The sequence below is a fragment of the Acinetobacter sp. UBA991 genome (genome assembly GCF_002292065.1).
GTDB classification, from domain to species: Bacteria; Pseudomonadota; Gammaproteobacteria; order Pseudomonadales; family Moraxellaceae; genus Acinetobacter; species Acinetobacter higginsii.
The window spans coordinates 122,342-140,453 of the sequence record NZ_DBBF01000009.1; the positions used below are offsets into that span (position 1 = coordinate 122,342).

Sequence of the window (18,112 nt, forward strand, 5' to 3'; positions counted from 1 at the left end):
CTGATTATGATTTAATGCGGCGCAATCCTACCAATCCAAGTAACATCAAGATCGCACCCATTCCAAAGCTACCCGTACTCACTGTTTTGCTTTTAAAGGTATTCGGTGGATCTTGTACAATTGTTGCTGGAATATCAATAAAATAGTTTGATACATCATTAAAACGAGTCGTAGTCGTCATTACTCGTAAATTAAATTTATCTGCACCATGCCAATCACTATCAGGCACATAAGTCACATTACCATCCTGATCAATGCTGGTCTTGCCTTTAGATGGCGTTTGTGTTTGCACGACTTCTAAACAACCGACTTTCCAAGGCTGACCATCTGAACGCTTACCAAGTTGTGCTTCACATGTTGCAGGATCTAGCAACTCACCGTCTAACAAACTCTCCGCTATACTAAACTTAGCCACTTGTCCGTATAAAATATCTTGACCAACAATTGGAATCTCACCACGATTGACAATTAACTCAACTGAGCCCAAATCACATAATTCATTAAAACCTGTACGGCTTTTCCCGCGTTGATCTGTAGGCTCACAATTTGCTGTACTGAAGGTTGTACCATCACTATAAATGCGCCCTTTATTAACAATGAGTGAATCTGACAACTGTTTATAAGAAGCCAATAAACGGGGTTTAAAGAAACCAAGCATTTGATCTTTCGGAATAGAATAAGGGCACAGTAACCCCTTCGCTGGTGGAGCTGCACAAATTCCTTCATCATTTGTACCCCCCGCAATTAAGGCTTGCTCAGGATCATTCTGATTCCACATAAAGTTTGGTAAACGTTTTTCTGCATTACGATCACAATCTGATGTGGTTAAATTACTTTGAACAATGGTCGTATCATCTGAAGTGTTCGTACAATTCGTATTTCCATTCGCAACTAAAATACTATTTGAAACATAAGAACTAGGGTATTCTTTAACTGTTTCTTTTTTCTCGCCATTTTCATCAGTTGTAGTGGTTATTTTGAAATTTAAAGACTGTAAATGTAACCCAGCAGCATTTTTAATAATTGTATTATTATTCAGGATCATCCCTTCACGAATATTCGCAACATAGCCCCCTTTATTATGAAAAATAGTGCTACTGCGAATACCTGAAATACCTGTTCCCAATGCCCCACCAATAGTATCGTTATTAAAACCAGTTTGGACATAGAGCAAAGCACCATTGGTACCTGCTACACCTTCATTATCCCGTATTACCGATTGTGCAATCAGATACATTGGCATTTCACTATAAATGACAGCGCCCTGATCCGCCTTATTATTTTGTAAAATACTATTATTAATATAGACATACCCTGCTGTGTTTTTCGCATCCGATAAGACACCAGCATTATAAATTGCACCGCCCCGATTTGCTGAACCACCCACTAACCTTGAGTATTGAATCGATAAACTTTCTCGATTGAGAATTAAACCGCCATCATTAACCTTACTGGAAGCTCCTTGTAAATTTAGCTCAATCAAACCGACTGCAAGTAGTGCACTTTCAACATTATTATCATCAATTACGAAAAGACGATCAGAACCCACCATTTTAATCGTCGCATTATTTAAGCCTTTTTTATTGTCATTAAAGCCATCACTAGCTGCCGTCCGAATTGTAGCTGCCGCTTTGATATTTAAAGCTGAATTGATTTGATAAGTCTGGTCTCGTTGCAAAATGATGTTACTGGTTGCATCTTTATTACCACATCCGTGATAACCATTTTCAAACTCTTTTTGACTTCTTTTATTTAAAAACTCAACAGCTTCTCGTAATGAACAAACGGCATCATCTTTGTCTTCATCAGCCAATGTTGTAACTTGAATATCCGCAGAATATGCATGTCCAGTAATCGCAAATAAAGCGCAGGCAAGCGTCCGTTTGAGCATACCGATCTCCTTCTATTTTTCATTTTTCTTTGTATTGCAAACGCAATGTTTGCAACCACATTCCTTTGTGCGTACTTTGTCATAGCTCTCGAAATTACTCAAGAAATTTTATGCTATTGGCGATATTCATCAATCAAAGCATAAATCTGCTTAAGTGTTGTATTTGAAAGCTTAGTTTTTTCACCCTTTAGCATTTTTTCCAACTGAGCCAGTGTCTGTAATAAAATTGATGCCTGATGCGGACCATTGCTTAACAAGTAATCTACGATCTGTTGATCAAAATGAATACCACGTCGAGTCATAACCGATTGTAGTAAAGCATGCCGATCAATATAGGAACTACCATTCGGCACTTTTACACTGACAGCCTGAGTCAACCTTGACTGTAAATCTGGTAATTCAAGCTTTAGCTCAATTGGCGCAACACGAGAAGAAAAAACCAACTGCCCTTCATGATTATTCATTAAATGAAAAACGGCTTTCTGCCAATGTGGAACGCCACTAATCGAATCAATATCATCTAATGCAACTAAATCATAAAATTCTAAAGACGTGATTGCTTCGATGGGTGCATCTAATAATTCTAATAATGAAACTTTGATTGCAGGTCGACCTAACTCTAAATATGAATCACAGATCGCTGAAAGCAAATGACTCTTACCTGTTCCAGCACCGCCATAGACATAAAAGCGGCTCACCAACCCAGCATGTAGCTGTCGAACTGCATCAACCACAGGTCCCCAACCCGGTCCCGAAAAATCACTGATTCGAGCATCGAGTTGAGGTTCTATATCCAGTTGTAGTTGACGCATATACTTAATTTGTTCCTCAATTACTTTAAGTCATTCGAGTTTGAAGTCTCTGTATCTTGAGAGTTTTTAATTTGAATATCAAGCTCTACATGACCTGATTCAATATTTATATGTTGAGTTTCACCTTCCACCAACACAACTTCTGTTGGTAATCCATATAAGCGACTTTTTTCATAATTATCACGTGCGTGCTTTAATAATACAACAATGACAGCAGCCACAGGTAAGGCAATTAACATTCCAAGGAAACCACCAAGTTGTGCACCAGCCAATACAGCAAAAACCACTGCGACTGGAGATAAACCAATTTTATCTCCCAACAAGAATGGCTGAAGAATATAGCCTTCGACCATCTGTCCAATCATAAACACAACACCAACCAGAAGTAGCTGCGTCCAGTCCAAACCAAACTGAAACAGTGTTGCGATTACGGCAGCAATAATCCCGACACCAAAGCCTAAATAAGGAATAATGCTTGCTAAACCAGCAATCATTCCAATAATCAAGCCAACCTCAAGACCAATCAGTTGTAGACCAACAGCATAAACAATGCCTAACAGAAGCATGACAAGGAATTGGCCTTTAACAAAAGCACCTAATACACTATGACATTCACGAACGATGGTTAACGTTGACGCTTCATAAGGACGTGGAATTAAACGTCTAAAGCTTTGCAGCATTCTTTCCCAATCAAGCAAAAAGTAGAATGAGATAATTGGAATTAAAATCACCACACCACCCAACTGAATAAAGTTCAATCCAGATTGGGCAACTCTTAATGCCATGGTTTGAATACTGTCAGCACTGTAGTTGGTCTGGATATAATCCATAAAAGCTTTGGTAATCTGCTCAGTATCAATTTCCATCGGCACCACATTAAAAGTATGTGATACCCACGGTAAGAAGGTTGCATTAATCCAATGAATTCCCGCAGGAATACTATCCCGCGCATACATCAATTGCTTCCAGATCAATGGTACTAAGAACCATAAAACCATGGTCAAAGTCACACCAATACCAATAAATACGATGCTGATTGCGAGCCAACGGGGCAATTTAATTTTGACAAGAACATCCACAAGCGGGCTAAACAAGTAGGCAATGAAAAAAGCACCTACAAAAGGAATCACAATGGGCTTTAATAGATAGAGCACCCAAAGGAGTAATGCGAGCCCAGCGAGGATAAAGATACGACGTAGTACCTGATCTTGCATAAAATCTAGCCTTTTTTCGTGTAATCGTTATAAATGGAAAAAAATTTTAATTAAAGATAGCATTTTCGAGCATAAATAACATAAGAGTTTCGTATATTCAGGTTATAATCTGCCGCCACTGCGGAGACTTCACTATGAGCAACTCAACTTCTACCCCAAATACTGGTTTAAGCTATAAAGATGCTGGCGTCGACATTGAAGCGGGAGACGCATTGGTCGATCGTATCAAATCTGTCGCTAAACGCACCACTCGTCCTGAAGTAATGGGCGGTCTTGGTGGTTTCGGTGCCCTATGCAAAATTCCAAAAGGTTATGAAGAACCTGTTTTAGTATCAGGAACAGATGGTGTAGGGACTAAATTACGTTTAGCACTAAACCTCAACCGTCATGACACGATTGGTCAAGATCTCGTTGCAATGTGTGTAAACGACTTACTTGTTTGTGGTGCTGAGCCATTATTCTTCCTCGACTACTATGCGACTGGTCATTTAAATGTTGATGTTGCAGCAGATGTCGTAACAGGTATTGGTAAAGGTTGCGAACTTGCTGGTTGTGCATTGGTCGGTGGTGAAACTGCTGAAATGCCAGGTATGTATGAAGGTGAAGATTACGATCTTGCTGGTTTTGCTGTTGGTGTGGTTGAGCACAGCAAAATTATCGATGGAACTAAAGTGAAATCTGGTGACGTACTTCTTGGTGTAGCATCTAGTGGTGCACACTCAAATGGTTACTCATTATTGCGTAAAATTTTAGATGTTAAGAATGTAGACTTAACTCAAATCGTCGATGGTCGTCCACTTGCCGACGTGGCAATGGAACCAACACGCATCTATGTAAAACCAGTACTTGAACTTTGCAAACAAGTTGATGTTCATGCAATGGCACATATCACTGGCGGTGGTTTACCAGGTAACTTACCACGTGTACTTCCAAATGGTGCTCAAGCTGTCATTGATGAAGCAAGCTGGGAATGGTCTGAATTATTCCAGTTGTTACAACGTGAAGGCAACGTAGAACGCTTTGAAATGTACCGCACATTTAACTGTGGCGTAGGTATGGTGATTGCAGTTGATGCAAGTGAAGCAGACAAAGCTATCGATCTCTTAAATGCTCAAGGCGAAAAAGCATGGAAAATTGGTTATATCCAAGAAAATGCTGAATCAGTTGAAGGCGCAGACGAAAAAATTCGCGTGATCTTTGCATAATGAGAATTGCTGTCCTTGTCTCTGGCAACGGTAGCAACTTACAGGCCCTGATCGATGCAAATCTTTCAGGGCAAATCATTGGTGTCTTATCCAACAAAGCTGATGCTTATGCATTACAACGTGCCAAAGATGCCAATATTGCGACCGCTGTTATTTCACATAAAGATTATCCAAATCGCGAAAGCTTCGATGACGCCATGCATCAACAATTATTAGCATGGCAAGTTGATCTCGTGATCCTTGCTGGTTTTATGCGGATTTTAACACCAAGTTTTGTTAGCAAATGGCAAGGCAAAATGTTAAATATCCACCCTTCTCTGCTGCCTTTCTACAAAGGTGTGAATACACATCAACGTGTATTAAATACCGGAGATCGTTTGCATGGCTGTACCGTTCATTTTGTAACAGCAGAACTCGATGCAGGACAAAGTATTGCGCAATCGGCAATTCAAGTTGGTTTGCAGGATTCGGTAACAAGCTTGGCGCAACGTGTGCATGAACTTGAACACTTTATCTATCCTCAAGTTGCACAATGGTTCTGTACAGGTCAACTGACCTGGCAAAATGGTCAAGCCTATTTCAATCAGAAACCTTTAGAACGGCCAATTCAGTTTGCACAGTTCTAAAAAATAAAAACGCATCCTAGGATGCGTTTTTATTGATTTAAACCACTAAACTTTTAATTTTCTCTATTGTTTCCATCGGATGCTCTAATGGGAACATATGTCCGCCCTCCATTACAGAAAAAGGGATACCCAATTTCTTTTTCGCCACTTGCGGGAATTTTTCTTTTAAGAAAATACTGTCTTGCCCCACAACCAAATGTACAGGTACAGGAGGTTTTGGCATCGGTAACCACCACATGGATGGCGTAGTCCTAAACATTGCCACTTCATCCTCTTTCGCAATGGTCAGTGTGACACCACCATTTTGTGGGTCATCTGTCAGGGCATAGTCGATATAAGCTTGAAAGCAATCTGGATCAAAGTACTGATAAAAACCTCTCGAACCTAGCAGCTCCGCAGCTTGTTCACGCGACTCCCAATGATCACGACGACGTACCGACAAGCCAGCTGGGGTGATTTTATCCACTAATTTAGGTTTAAAGATTTTAGCAAGATGAAAAACAAAGGATGCTTTACCAATAATGAGTGGTGGATCAAGCATGATGACTTGTGAAAATAGTTCAGGACGGCGATAAGCAGCCATCAGTGTCAAAACTGAACCCAATGAATGCCCCAAGCCAATCACTTTACGCCCTTGTGCTTGCTGCACAATGCTATCAATAATCTGATCGACTAAGTGCGTCCAACCATGGGTAATTGGATAGCGCTTGTCATTTCCAATTTCTGCAACATAGATAATGTCGTATTGATCTTTTAATTGATCAAACAGCTTTTGATAAACTTTAGATGGAACGCCATTGGCATGGGCAAAATGAATCAAAGGTTTCATAAGCTTGTCTTTTATTTTCACTGATTGGTCAATTATCCTGCTCTACATATGTATTGCAAATTAAAAGGATAACTGTCCAGTTATTTTTAGCATAAAAAAGGCTGTGATATACACAGCCTCCTTAAAATCAACATAGTGCTTTGATCAAAGCCTATCTATTATTGTATTTTCGCGTTCTGCTGAGTTTCTAGCTGTGCAGCAAGCGAACTACTAATACCTGCACCGAGCTGCGCCCCCATACGTCCTAGAATTGATTCTAACGGATTACGTTGAACGGTATAATCTACTTTTTGCTCAATCTTCAGATCACGCATCAATGTGGTCAAACTACCACTACGGTCAGCAACACCTAAAGCAACAGCCTGTTCACCTGTCCAGAACAATCCAGAGAAAATAGCTGGGTCATTTGACTTCAAACGTTTACCACGCCCTTCTTTCACTGCATTGATAAAGTGAGTATGCACATTATCAAGCACCGACTGCACATGTTGTTTCTGTGCTGGATCAAGTGGCTTGGTCATACTTAAAATATCTTTATTACTACCCGCAGTCAGAGTACGGTCTTCAATGCCTAACTTCTGCGCCAAGCCACTTAAGCCATAGTTCGGCATAATTACACCGATCGAACCCACTAAGCTAGATGGATTGACAATGATTTCATCTGCTGCTGAGGCAATATAATATGCACCCGATGCGCCCATATCCCCAATCACCGCATAGACTTTTTTATCTGGGTGCTGTTTTTTCAAGTAACGAATTTCTTGCCAGATTTCATCCGACTGCACTGGTGAACCGCCTGGTGAATTGATATTCAATGCAACTGCTTTACTGCCACTCGCTTCAAATGCACGTTTTAAAGCTTTGTTGGTATCTTCACTATTCACAGTAGACTGGCCAGCAGATGAATCGATGGTTCCCACAATATCAACAACAGCCAAGTGATTGCTGCTGATACTGGTGGTTGCTTTATCTGATGACGAGGTACAGCTCTTGGTCATTGCCAATAATACAATCAGCAAATATGCAAAACCCAAGCATTTAAAAAAGATGCTCCAACGGCGGCTACGACGTTGTTCTTCCACAGAAGCAAGAACAGCTTTTTCTAAAATTTGCCATTCTTTGCCTGTCACATTATTACTATTTGTAGATTCATTTTGTGGTTTTGGTGGCCAATCGGACATAAGATTCCAATCCAATATATTTTAAAAAGTGACTTTATTATATACGCGGATTTGAGTAAAACTGTTTAAATAACTTGTCTTAACTTATAATTATTTTTTGCTTTATACTTTCCTTTGTAATTTTTCTAATTTTGAATACATGACCCAGCCCAAATCAAACAATTCAAGTTATCGTCTTATCAAGCTTGTTAGTCATCAGCCACTCCAATTGGGACGGTTTTTTGCACGCTTGGTTGCAGCCTTAGTCAATACATTCCCGCTGTCTAAGCTTTCAAAAATTATCAGCTTGAATATACAAATTGCTTTTCCTGAAATGGAACAACAACAAAGACAAAAACTCACCAAACAAGCAATACAAAACGAACTGACCTCTTATTTCGAGTTTTTGAGTATTTGGGGTTCAACAAATGAAAAAAATATCAAGAGCATCCATCGCATTCAGGGTGAACATTATTTCCATGAAGCTGTTGCAGAAAAGAAAGGGTTGGTATTAGTCGTTCCTCATTTTGGTACATGGGAAGTCATGAACGCATGGTTATCACAATACACCCAAATGACGATCCTCTATAAACCAGTTAAAAATCCCGATGCTGACCAGTTTGTCCGTGATGCACGTAGTCGCGAACTAGCCCATCTGGTTCCTACCGATGAAAGCGGGGTTAGACAGATTTTTAAGGCCTTGAAACAAGGTGGAACTACTGCGATTTTACCTGACCATACCCCTGATCATGGCGGGGACATGATCAACTACTTTGGTATTCCGCTTGCCTCCAGTAGCCTCAGTGCCAAACTGATTCAAAAAACCAAGGCCAAGGCCCTCCTCATCTATACAAAAAGAAATGATCAAGATGGCTTTGATATGTATGTCGAACCGATCAATCCTCAAATCTATGAAGGTAATGCCGAAGATGGCACGTTAATTATCCATCAAACTTTAGAACAACTGATTCGACGTTATCCAGAACATTATCACTGGAGCTACAAACGTTTTCGCGCTAATCCCGCTTTAAAAAAAATCTACGATATTGATGAAAAAGAAGCACTGGCAAAAGTGGCTGAAGTTCGTCAACAAACGCAGCAAAATAAAGAAGCTTAGACTATTCTCGCTGTAGCCACTTCCATTGCTGTCTTTGTTGCTTTAATTCAGTAACACCATTTTCAAATAAAAAAGTTAAACTGCCTGACTGTGCTGTATTCAGCAAAGGAATATTTAAGGATTGAAGACGACTTTGTAATTCTTGGCTTGGATGGCCGTAACGATTATCGAACCCAGCTGAGGCAATCGCTAATTTAGGGTTTAATGTCGCTAAAAAATCATAGGCAGAGCTATACTTACTGCCATGATGCCCTAAAACTAGAACATCCACTTTTAAATCAGGATAGTGCTGCAATAGCTTATATTCGGTTTCCCACCCCGCATCCCCCATAATCAGAAAATTTTGATACGGTTGTGCATTCAGGAATTGTAAATAAACGACACAAGACTGCTCATTTTGCTGGTATGTGGCAACAGCCAAGCCCTCTTGATCGGGTGATAAAATTTCTATTTTTAGATTTGAATATGACCAAGTCTGACCTTGTTGGCACAATGAGAAATTATTTTTAAATGGCATTTTTTCATTGCGGTCATTGGACTGCACTTGAGTGATTGCAAAAGCATTTTGAATTGCTGTAAATGCACCACTATGATCTTGATCCAGATGAGACAAAATCACATGATCCAATGCCCGTATCCCTTGCTGCCTTAAAAAAGGAATGATGACGCGCTCGCCCAAACTAAACCTAGTTTCATCATATGACCCACCCGTATCAATCATTAGACTCAGTTCTGGATGCTGTAAAAATATAGCCTGTCCCTGTCCAACATCAAGAATAGTAAATACCGTTGATTGGACTTTTATCCCAAGAAAAATCGGTAAAAAGCACACCAGCGACCAGATCTTGGAGACTGTGCCTCTTGGCAGAAATAGAATCACGATACCAATAATAAAACCCAACATCATCAAGGGAGTGTAACTGACACCATATAACTCAGGTGAAATGCGCTGTAGGCTATTGAGTAGCCATAACAAAATAGCCAGTAATCCATCACTCAACTGAAATAGTAGTTGCCCAAGCGTAGGAATCAACAACCAAATACATGCTGCGATAATCCCTAAAGGCACTACTACGCCACTAAGCAATGGGATGGCAATCAAATTACTGATCGGCGCAAGCCATGAAATCTGCTGAAAGAAAATAAGTACCAAAGGGAGTAATGCAATGAAGATTTTCCATTGCGACTCAATCAGAAGCTTCACCGCTAGAAGTAGTTTTTGAGTCGTTGTGATGACTTGTTCTTGAGGTACATCCCTAATCGTTTGATAGATGCGCAGCAGAATAAAGCACGCCCCATAGGACAACCAAAATGCAGCAGACAAAATACTGAATGGATCAAAGATCAGCAATAAGCTTGCGCTATAAATCAATAATGCAAATGGTTGAATCGACTGTCTAAACCATAGAAAAATGCTTGCAATAATTACGGTTAATAAAGTTCGCAATGCAGGAATTTCAAAACCGACAAAGGCCACATACAACAGTACACTGAATCCAAAAGGCAACAGTACTAACACCTGTCGTGGTTGCCATAAATATAATTTTGGCGCATAACGCTGAACCATGCACTTTAATACCCAAGTCAGCATCAGCGCAAAAACCAAGACATGTGGCCCAGAGATTGCCAATAAATGTGAAAGACCTAATTGTTGGAATTGTTGCTTTAAACGATTTGATAACAAGCTTTCGTCACCAGTCAGCAAAGCCAATAACAACCCTTTGTGCTGTAGCGTACTCGCTTGTAACATTTCACGGAATGACAAGCGCAGTATTTCAACATTGAGCAAAAATTTTTCTTGTAGGGTCTGTTGTTGCTTAAGATGCTGGTGGTAGCCCAAACGATAGATCTGATCCTGACTTAAAGACTGGATGTCGCTGACCTGATAAGCAGACATGATATTTTGTTGTAAAAACCATTTTTCCTGATCAAATGCACCTGCGACAGCATAGCTATGTGCAGGTTTTATCCTCCCAGATAGACGATAATAATGACCTAATTGCAACTCTTGCTGCTGAACAATTGGATTATTTTGTTGTTTTATATAAAGTACCCAATCAACGGGCTGTGTGTGCCGATTAAGTACTTCTGCGATTTGTTTCTGCCCATCGTCGCTTAACTCGTCAATCTTTTTGATATATATAATGGCTTCAAAAGGCTGTACTTCAATTTCTTTGAGTTTTAGCCGTTGCTGCAAGGCTGAATCTGCATAATAAAAACCTGTACATAACAAGGCCCAACTGACACTACATAAGAGTAACAACCTATAGGCAACAGATTCAGAATATAACGTTCTTTTATATAGACCCAGACCAAATATCACGGCTGCTAATGTTAGCCAAATCCACCAAGTTTGTGCGGCAAAGCTAAAATCATGTCCCATCAGGGCAATACCAGCAATCCAGCTGATTAAAACAATTTTCAACATTTCTTAAAATTAGATTTAGTTTTTCTAAAGACAAAATTAAAGCCCTTTTTCAGGGCTTTAACAAGAGGTCTAATTCAATATTTATGCACTATTCATAACGTAATGCTTCCGCAGGTTGAACTTTAGCTGCACGTAATGCTGGATAAATTGTTGCGAGTAGGCTTAACAGTAGCGAGACACTCACAACAAGTAAGACATCTTGCCAGCGTAAATAGGAAGGCAGATAATGCACAAAATACGCATCGAGTAGATTCAAGCCAAAGGTGGTATTGATCCATGACACAATATTACCAATGCTTAAAGATAGAATAATGCCTAAAACAGTCCCTAAACCCGTTCCAATCACACCAATAATTGTCCCCTGCACCATGAAAATTTGGGTGATCAATAAGGGAGACGCCCCTAAAGTACGTAAGATTGCAATGTCTGACTTTTTGTCGGTAACCAACATCATCAAAGATGAAATGATATTAAAAGTAGCCACGATAATAATCAGTAAAAGCAATAACCCCACCATATTTTTTGCCATTTGAATGGCGCTAAATAAATTACCTTGGGTATATGTCCAATTAGAAGCATAAAAATTACTTGGTAATTTTTTGATAATGCTCTCAGAAATTTCTGGTGCGGCAAAAATATCATCCAGCTTTAAACGTATGCCCTGCGCACCATCTGGTAAGCGTAATAAAGTTGATGCATCATTGAGTGCAATATATCCCACCATCGAATCGACTTGAGTCCCGATTTTGAATATTCCAACCACTTCAAAACGTTTAAATCGAGGCACAACACCTGCCGATGAACTGGTCGCTTCTGGTAAAACCAGTGTTACAGGATCATTAAGTTTAAGTCCCAAACTATCAGCTAAATCTTGTCCTAATACGATTCCATATTTCCCTTTTTTCAGCGCATCTAGACTGCCTGCTTTCATATAGTCATGAACAATAGAGACTTGTTTTTCATATTCTGGCTCAATCCCCGAGATCGAAATCCCAGTCACTTGACCATGTGCAGTTAGCATCCCTTGTAACTGGGTATAAGGCGCAACTGCAACAACATGAGGCTGTTTAGCGATATCTTTCGCCAGACCATCCCAATTGGTCATAATTTGTGTTGAGGCAATGGTCGCTTGCGGCACAATGCCTAAAATACGGTTTTTTAATTCCCGGTCAAAACCATTAATCACAGATAAAACTGTAATCAGTACCGCCACACCCAAAGTGAGACCAATCATGGTCATCAACGAAATAAAAGACACCAGACGGCTTTTTTTTCTCGCTTGTGTGTATTTCAGCCCAATATAAAATGAAATGGGTTTAAACATGCTCACCCACCCATATACCATCTTGCATATGCAAAATTGAATCTGCTGACTGTGCCAATTGTTCATCATGGGTCACGATCAACATTGCCATGTTGAGCTCTTTTTTCAAATCGGTGAGCAATTCAAAAATATTGAGTGCTGTTTTACGATCCAGATTTCCTGTTGGTTCATCTGCCAACACCACAGCTGGCTTGGTCACCAATGCACGGGCCAACGCCACACGTTGCCGTTCACCACCCGACAATTCGCCTGGTTTATGATCCATACGATGGGATAAACCTACTCGATCCAGTAAATATTCAGCCTGCTTTTTCACGTCCTTAAAGTTGCTTTCTCTGCGCAACATTAATGGCATAGCCACATTTTCTAGAGCTGAAAATTCAGGGAGTAAATGATGGAACTGATAAACGAAACCAAGGTATTGATTACGCTTGTAGCCACGCTCCGCCTCGCCTAAATTATCAAAGCGTTGGCCTTGTAAAAATACTTGTCCTTGTGAAGGCTGCTCCAAGCCACCTAACACATGCAATAAGGTACTTTTACCTGAACCACTTGAACCCACAATTGAAACAAACTCGCCCGCATTGACTTGAAGAGATAAGCCTTTGATCACTTCAACTTTACTTTTGCCATCATCGAAATGCTTAAAGATATTTTTTGATTCTAGAACGATCTTACTCATAACGTAATGCCTCAGCTGGTTGCGTTTTCGCTGCACGAATAGCGGGGTAAATTGTTGCTAAAAAACTGATAGATAAAGATGCTGTCACAACAATCAGTACATCTTGCCAGCGTAAATAGGAAGGTAAATAGCCAATCACATAACCACTAAATAAATTCAGTCCAAAGGTATGATTTAACCAGCTCACCAAATCGCTGATGGTTAATGCAAAACTGCTACCTAAAATCACCCCGATCACAGTACCCACAACACCAATGATGGTGCCCTGTACAATAAAAACAGACGTGATAAATCTTGGAGAGGCGCCTAAAGTACGCAGAATTGCGATATCCGCCTTTTTATCGGTGACCACCATCACCAATGAAGATACGATATTAAATGCTGCCACGACAATAATCAGAAATAACAGCAAACCGACCAGGTTCTTTTCCATTTTTACTGCGCTGAATAAACTCCCATGCGTTTCCTTCCAGCTTGTTGCATAAAAATTATCAGGTAATTGTTTAACAATCTGGTTAACTACTTCGGGAGCAGCAAAAATATCATCCACTTTAAGGCGTACACCTTGTGCACCATCAGGTAAACGCAATAAAGTAGAAGCATCATTCAAGGCGATATAACCGACCATTGAATCCACTTCTGCACCGACACTAAAAATCCCCACGATTTTAAAACGTTTAAAACGAGGTACCACACCTGCGGGTGACGGTGTCGCTTCAGGCAACACCAAAGTCACACTGTCATTTAAGCCAAGGCCGAGTGCATCGGTCATATCCTTGCCGAGGACAATCCCAAACTCGCCTTTTTTTAATGCATTTAAATCACCTGAAACCATGTGGTTCTGGATAATCGAAACCTTCTTTTCATATTCAGGATCAATCCCCGTCACCATAATGCCTGCAACTTGCCCTTGCCCAGTTAACATCCCTTGCAATTGAGTAAAAGGTGCAGCACCAGTGACATGCGGATGCTTCTCAACTTTTTTTACAAGCTCAGGCCAATCTGTTAGAATTTGAGTAGAAGAAACAGTGGCTTGTGGAACCATTCCAAGGACACGATTTTTTAATTCACGATCGAAACCATTCATAACAGATAGCACTGTAATGAGAACAGCGACACCAAGCGTCAAGCCGATCATGGAAACTAAAGCGACAAAAGAAATAAAATGATTACTCCGCTGAGCACGAGTGTATCTCAACCCTATATACAGCGAAATTGGCTTAAACATACCATCTAGTCCGAGGTGATTTATTATGGAAAATTCACAACATCATCTTGTTGACGACAACACTGAACGTCGAGTGATGTCTCGTATTGATGCTGTGTTGAGAATCAACTATCAAATCATTCCAGATGATGTTGCGTTGAATGACCCGTATGATTCTCATTTCGTTTTGCCACGCTATTTTCTACTACTTGCAGAATTAGATCAATTTGATCATGCGTTTCGCTACGAATTAGAACAATTAAATGAAAAAGATCAACAAATTGCTCGCATCTTATCCCTTTTTAACCAAAAATTGAATCTGATTACAGGCTCTTTTTACGACAATATCGTGCAATCCTTATTGCCCGTTCCTGAACAAGTAAATTTTTCGGAGAATGGTTTAAGTTTTTATAGTTCGCAAGATATTATTGAAGGCACATATATCCATATTACCTTGAGCCACCCAGAAAATTTCTTCCATATTGCAGCAACAGCACAAGTGGCACATAGCACGGCAGACGAACAAGGTAAGTTCCGTATCGGCGCGTATTTCATTACTTTAAATCCGCAAGATCGGGCTAAATTAGCGGCCAGTATTCAACAAACACAACAAACGGAAAGTAATTAATCCCCACATTTTCTTATATTTTTAAACGGCGATATGCTCTTAAATCTTTAAAGAAATAAAGGAGTAGTCCAAATAAAATAATACTCGCCCCAATAAAGACCTGAGCGGACAATTGTTCGTGATTCAGGTATGCCCCGATCAAGATCGCCAACATTGGCGTCATCACCGTTGTTAATGACAATGTGGTTGCTTTTAGATTTTGCACCAATTTAAAGTAGCAGAACATGGCGATCAACGATGCCATAATCACCGTATAAGCCAATGCCAATAATGATTTGGCTGATGGGAAATGTGTTGGAACATATTGCCAGATCCACGGGATTAACATGGTTGCGAATATTGTTGAAACCAGAATTGAACCCGTTGCCTGTGCCATGACAGGCAAATCTGCATTAATCTTCTTCACTAGAAAAATTGACAATGAATAAGAAAAAACACTAATCAGCATTAAAATAATACCAATCGGCTGCACATGTTGCTGGCTACCACTCAGGCAGATCATGGCTAATCCAACAATCGATGTTGCCATCCCTAACCACTGTAAACCCGCTAGTTTTTGCTGGAAGCCAAAGCGCCCAATTAGACCGGCCATAATCGGCGCCAAACCAAACATCAGCGCAATCAATCCAGAACTTAAATAAGCTGTTGCCGCATAGGTAAAGATTTGCGATCCAATCAGGCTTAATGAACCCGCAGCATAACTGAATACTGCAATTTTATGGACTGGGAACTTAACCTTCAACAGCAATAACACCGTTACAGCCAAAGGCAAAGCAATAAAGAAGCGGATCACCAATGCCCACATCGGATGTAGGTCGGAGACACTCCATACAATCGCTAAAGGTGTAGTTGCCCAAATAAAGACTAATAGCCCATAAGTAAGCATGAGGTTAATACGTGATGGCATAACCGACTCAAGAAGCTGTCTTACGTTTCTGTTTTAAAATGGTCTGATCCAGTGAACTTGAGAACTCTCGCTTGTCTCGTTCTGAGATCGGAGGAGGCCCACCGGTTTGAACTCCTGCACCACGTAAAGTATCCATAAAATCTCGCAAATGCAGACGCGCTTTCACATTTGCAGTGGTATAGATCTCACCTCGCGGATGGATTGCAATCCCGCCCTTTTCAATCACTTGTGCTGCAAGCGGTATATCCTGCGTAATGACAATGTCATTTTCTTGCATTCGATCTACAATTTCCTGGTCGGCCTTATCGGCACCACTCATCACTTGAATTGATTTAATCCGCAGTGACGGCGTAATACCCACATTTTGATTGGCAACAAAAATAACTTCAAGTTGATAACGATCAGAAGCACGTAGAATAACTTCACGTAAAATTTTAGGCAAAGCATCAGCATCTACCCACAATTTGAATGGCAGCACGTTGGCAAAAGCTCATGAAAGTAAAAAATATAGTGTAACAGATTACTGGAAAAGTAGAGTGAAGATCATCCTACTATTCACATCGACAGTTCGTTTAAGACATACTTAAGCAGCATATTGATATTTCGAGCTAAAAAGTAAATTAATTGTAGAGAATTACAGATTCAGACTTGAAATATGACAGTTACCCTCGATTTAATAGAATAAGTTCAATCTTTTTAGCATTACGCTTTATGAAAAATCAAAACAGTCCAGAAATCATTAAAATTCAAGATCAAAATTTCGGTAATCATGTCGAGCATTGGAACTTACTGACAGATACTCCCGAAACGGATGTTCCCAAATGGTTAGGATTGGCTCTTGATGCACCGGTAATGCCGATGGGCCTGTGTCAGGACGAACATGAAATGGATCAATCATTCTGGTTGATTCAAGGTCCGAGTGGCGAAGCTGTTTCGATTAATCAAATTATTGCGGTTGAAGATCAAAAACCTCGTGCATTGAAAACAGCATTTCCAAGTTTTGATAGCCCATATAAATATGATGCGCAAATCGAGCGAATTATTACCTGCGATTCTTCAACTCAGGCAGTATTACGTTTGAACTTAAATAAAAATACCGTTATTTATGCATTCGATAATTTATTCAGTGTAAATAGCTGTCAATATGACAAGAATCAAACCTATCAAGTTCAATTTAATGCTTGGGCATATGAATTAGAAACGGTTTCGGCTGATGAGAAAATCATTGTTGATGACCCAGCTTCAATTAAGCATCATCGCGCATTAAATGCGATTTTGACAGAGCATAATGGAATTGCCCCTGACAATTTACAAGAATTGATTAATGACTGGCAACCAAAAACACCAGAAGATCAAGAACCTGTCACTGTCGACTTTTCTAAAATGGTAGCTTACTTATTTGGTGAAACATTAGGTCAAGAAGATGAAGCTTGGTTCCAAGGTAATATCGTTGGCAAAACTTCTATGCAGTTTATGCAAGAACAATATACCCTTTATGATGTGACACTGGTATTAGAAGATGATTTACCTGCAATCTTGATCCGTATTGCAACCAAGAATGAATTGTATAAAAACTTTAACATTGGACAATATATTCGCGGTAACCTATGGATTCAGGCCAATATTTATGCTAAAAATACAAGAGTTTAGTTATAAAATTAATTAAATTCAAAAACTTATGTGTAAATTAGTATCTAATAAAAATTAATATGTACACACTTATGTACACAGCAAACAAAAGCCCTCAATAGAGGGCTTTTACACATATACCAACATGAACGTTACTGTTAATTGTGTTCGCTGTGCAGCTTGATAGAAGCAAGCACAGCACTGTGACGATTGAAGCAATGCATGAGCGTTTGCACATAATAGTCACTTCTTTAGAAAGAGTGCTCGCTCTGCTTCTCTGCGACGAACCAAACCTTTTAAGACTTTGCCACCGCCCTTGTTCCAACGTAAAAACTGATCGGCAGCACCTGCATAGTCTTTAGCATTTAGCTTTTTGAGCAATGTTGAGTTTTTAAATGCAGTAGATCCGATGTTGTAAGTAAGGGAAACCAAAGCATCAAATTGATTCTGAGA

The 18,112-nt window shown here is 39.9% G+C and carries 17 protein-coding genes; 5 read left to right on the forward strand and 12 right to left on the reverse strand.

All coding sequences use genetic code 11. The features are described 5' to 3' along the window. Window positions 1–4: 4 nt before the first annotated feature. The 3 genes from rbtA to cxpE all read right to left on the reverse strand — a co-directional run bounded on the left by rbtA (window position 5) and on the right by cxpE (window position 3,917). Window positions 5–1,891 carry a rhombotarget A gene (gene rbtA, locus B2727_RS03170; RefSeq protein WP_033134571.1) on the reverse strand — a complete coding sequence of 629 codons (1,887 nt, stop codon included), beginning with the start codon at window positions 1,889–1,891 and terminating at the stop codon, window positions 5–7. A 113-nt stretch (window positions 1,892–2,004) separates the two neighbouring features. Then, complete coding sequence (locus B2727_RS03175) at window positions 2,005–2,703, reverse strand: DnaA ATPase domain-containing protein (protein ID WP_004805642.1); 699 nt, start codon at window positions 2,701–2,703, stop codon at window positions 2,005–2,007. Between the two features lie 20 nt (window positions 2,704–2,723). Next, window positions 2,724–3,917 (reverse strand): chloramphenicol efflux transporter CxpE, encoded by a 1,194-nt coding sequence (cxpE, locus tag B2727_RS03180; protein ID WP_004805641.1) that lies wholly within the window; start codon window positions 3,915–3,917, stop codon window positions 2,724–2,726. Between the two features lie 134 nt (window positions 3,918–4,051). On the opposite strand from cxpE, the gene purM reads away from it, so the two are divergent. Both purM and purN read left to right on the forward strand, forming a co-directional pair. Further along, window positions 4,052–5,122, forward strand: a complete 1,071-nt coding sequence (gene purM / locus B2727_RS03185; RefSeq protein WP_033134570.1) for a phosphoribosylformylglycinamidine cyclo-ligase — start codon at window positions 4,052–4,054, stop codon at window positions 5,120–5,122. Next, window positions 5,119–5,748, forward strand: coding sequence for a phosphoribosylglycinamide formyltransferase (purN, locus tag B2727_RS03190; protein ID WP_171061089.1), 630 nt, complete (start codon window positions 5,119–5,121; stop codon window positions 5,746–5,748). Before purM ends, purN begins: the two co-directional genes overlap by 4 nt. Before the next feature lie 37 nt (window positions 5,749–5,785). On the opposite strand, the gene B2727_RS03195 is transcribed toward purN, so the two are convergent. Then, the gene (locus B2727_RS03195) at window positions 5,786–6,577 is read right to left on the reverse strand and encodes an alpha/beta fold hydrolase (RefSeq protein WP_033134569.1); all 792 of its coding nucleotides are present in this window, start codon (window positions 6,575–6,577) and stop codon (window positions 5,786–5,788) included. 158 nt (window positions 6,578–6,735) lie between these two features. Further along, the gene (sppA, locus tag B2727_RS03200; protein ID WP_033134568.1) at window positions 6,736–7,758 is read right to left on the reverse strand and encodes a signal peptide peptidase SppA; all 1,023 of its coding nucleotides are present in this window, start codon (window positions 7,756–7,758) and stop codon (window positions 6,736–6,738) included. A 139-nt stretch (window positions 7,759–7,897) separates the two neighbouring features. On the opposite strand from sppA, the gene B2727_RS03205 reads away from it, so the two are divergent. Next, complete coding sequence (locus B2727_RS03205) at window positions 7,898–8,854, forward strand: lysophospholipid acyltransferase family protein (protein ID WP_033134567.1); 957 nt, start codon at window positions 7,898–7,900, stop codon at window positions 8,852–8,854. Between the two features lies 1 nt (window position 8,855). Here the strand turns inward: B2727_RS03205 and B2727_RS03210 are convergent, their stop codons facing one another. From B2727_RS03210 to B2727_RS03225, 4 genes are all read right to left on the reverse strand, one after another. Next, window positions 8,856–11,282, reverse strand: a complete 2,427-nt coding sequence (locus B2727_RS03210; RefSeq protein WP_241345136.1) for a DNA internalization-related competence protein ComEC/Rec2 — start codon at window positions 11,280–11,282, stop codon at window positions 8,856–8,858. Window positions 11,283–11,370: 88 nt separating this feature from the next. Then, a complete protein-coding gene (locus tag B2727_RS03215) occupies window positions 11,371–12,606 on the reverse strand; it encodes a lipoprotein-releasing ABC transporter permease subunit (protein WP_050511498.1) in 1,236 nt (411 codons plus the stop codon). After that, entirely contained in the window at window positions 12,599–13,288 is a 690-nt protein-coding gene (gene lolD, locus B2727_RS03220) for a lipoprotein-releasing ABC transporter ATP-binding protein LolD (protein ID WP_004654642.1), read from the reverse strand. Before lolD ends, B2727_RS03215 begins: the two co-directional genes overlap by 8 nt. Then, window positions 13,281–14,516: a lipoprotein-releasing ABC transporter permease subunit gene (locus B2727_RS03225; protein ID WP_004805624.1), complete on the reverse strand. Its 1,236-nt coding sequence runs from the start codon at window positions 14,514–14,516 to the stop codon at window positions 13,281–13,283. Before B2727_RS03225 ends, lolD begins: the two co-directional genes overlap by 8 nt. A gap of 25 nt (window positions 14,517–14,541) precedes the next feature. On the opposite strand from B2727_RS03225, the gene B2727_RS03230 reads away from it, so the two are divergent. Beyond that, on the forward strand, window positions 14,542–15,123 hold the full coding sequence (locus B2727_RS03230) for a PilZ domain-containing protein (RefSeq protein ID WP_005204919.1): 582 nt from the start codon (window positions 14,542–14,544) through the stop codon (window positions 15,121–15,123). Window positions 15,124–15,136: 13 nt separating this feature from the next. Here B2727_RS03230 and B2727_RS03235 read toward each other — a convergent pair whose 3' ends face one another. Together B2727_RS03235 and B2727_RS03240 are read right to left on the reverse strand one after the other, a co-directional pair. Beyond that, window positions 15,137–16,030 carry a DMT family transporter gene (locus tag B2727_RS03235; RefSeq protein ID WP_033134605.1) on the reverse strand — a complete coding sequence of 298 codons (894 nt, stop codon included), beginning with the start codon at window positions 16,028–16,030 and terminating at the stop codon, window positions 15,137–15,139. Window positions 16,031–16,037: 7 nt separating this feature from the next. Then, a complete protein-coding gene (locus B2727_RS03240; RefSeq protein WP_005151751.1) occupies window positions 16,038–16,508 on the reverse strand; it encodes a YaiI/YqxD family protein in 471 nt (156 codons plus the stop codon). 233 nt (window positions 16,509–16,741) lie between these two features. Between B2727_RS03240 and B2727_RS03245 the strand changes: the two genes are divergently transcribed. Continuing rightward, a complete protein-coding gene (locus B2727_RS03245) occupies window positions 16,742–17,680 on the forward strand; it encodes a hypothetical protein (RefSeq protein WP_033134606.1) in 939 nt (312 codons plus the stop codon). 222 nt (window positions 17,681–17,902) lie between these two features. Here B2727_RS03245 and B2727_RS03250 read toward each other — a convergent pair. Further along, window positions 17,903–18,112 (reverse strand): lysozyme (locus B2727_RS03250; RefSeq protein ID WP_291347882.1); only part of this gene is annotated, 210 nt, incomplete at its 5' end.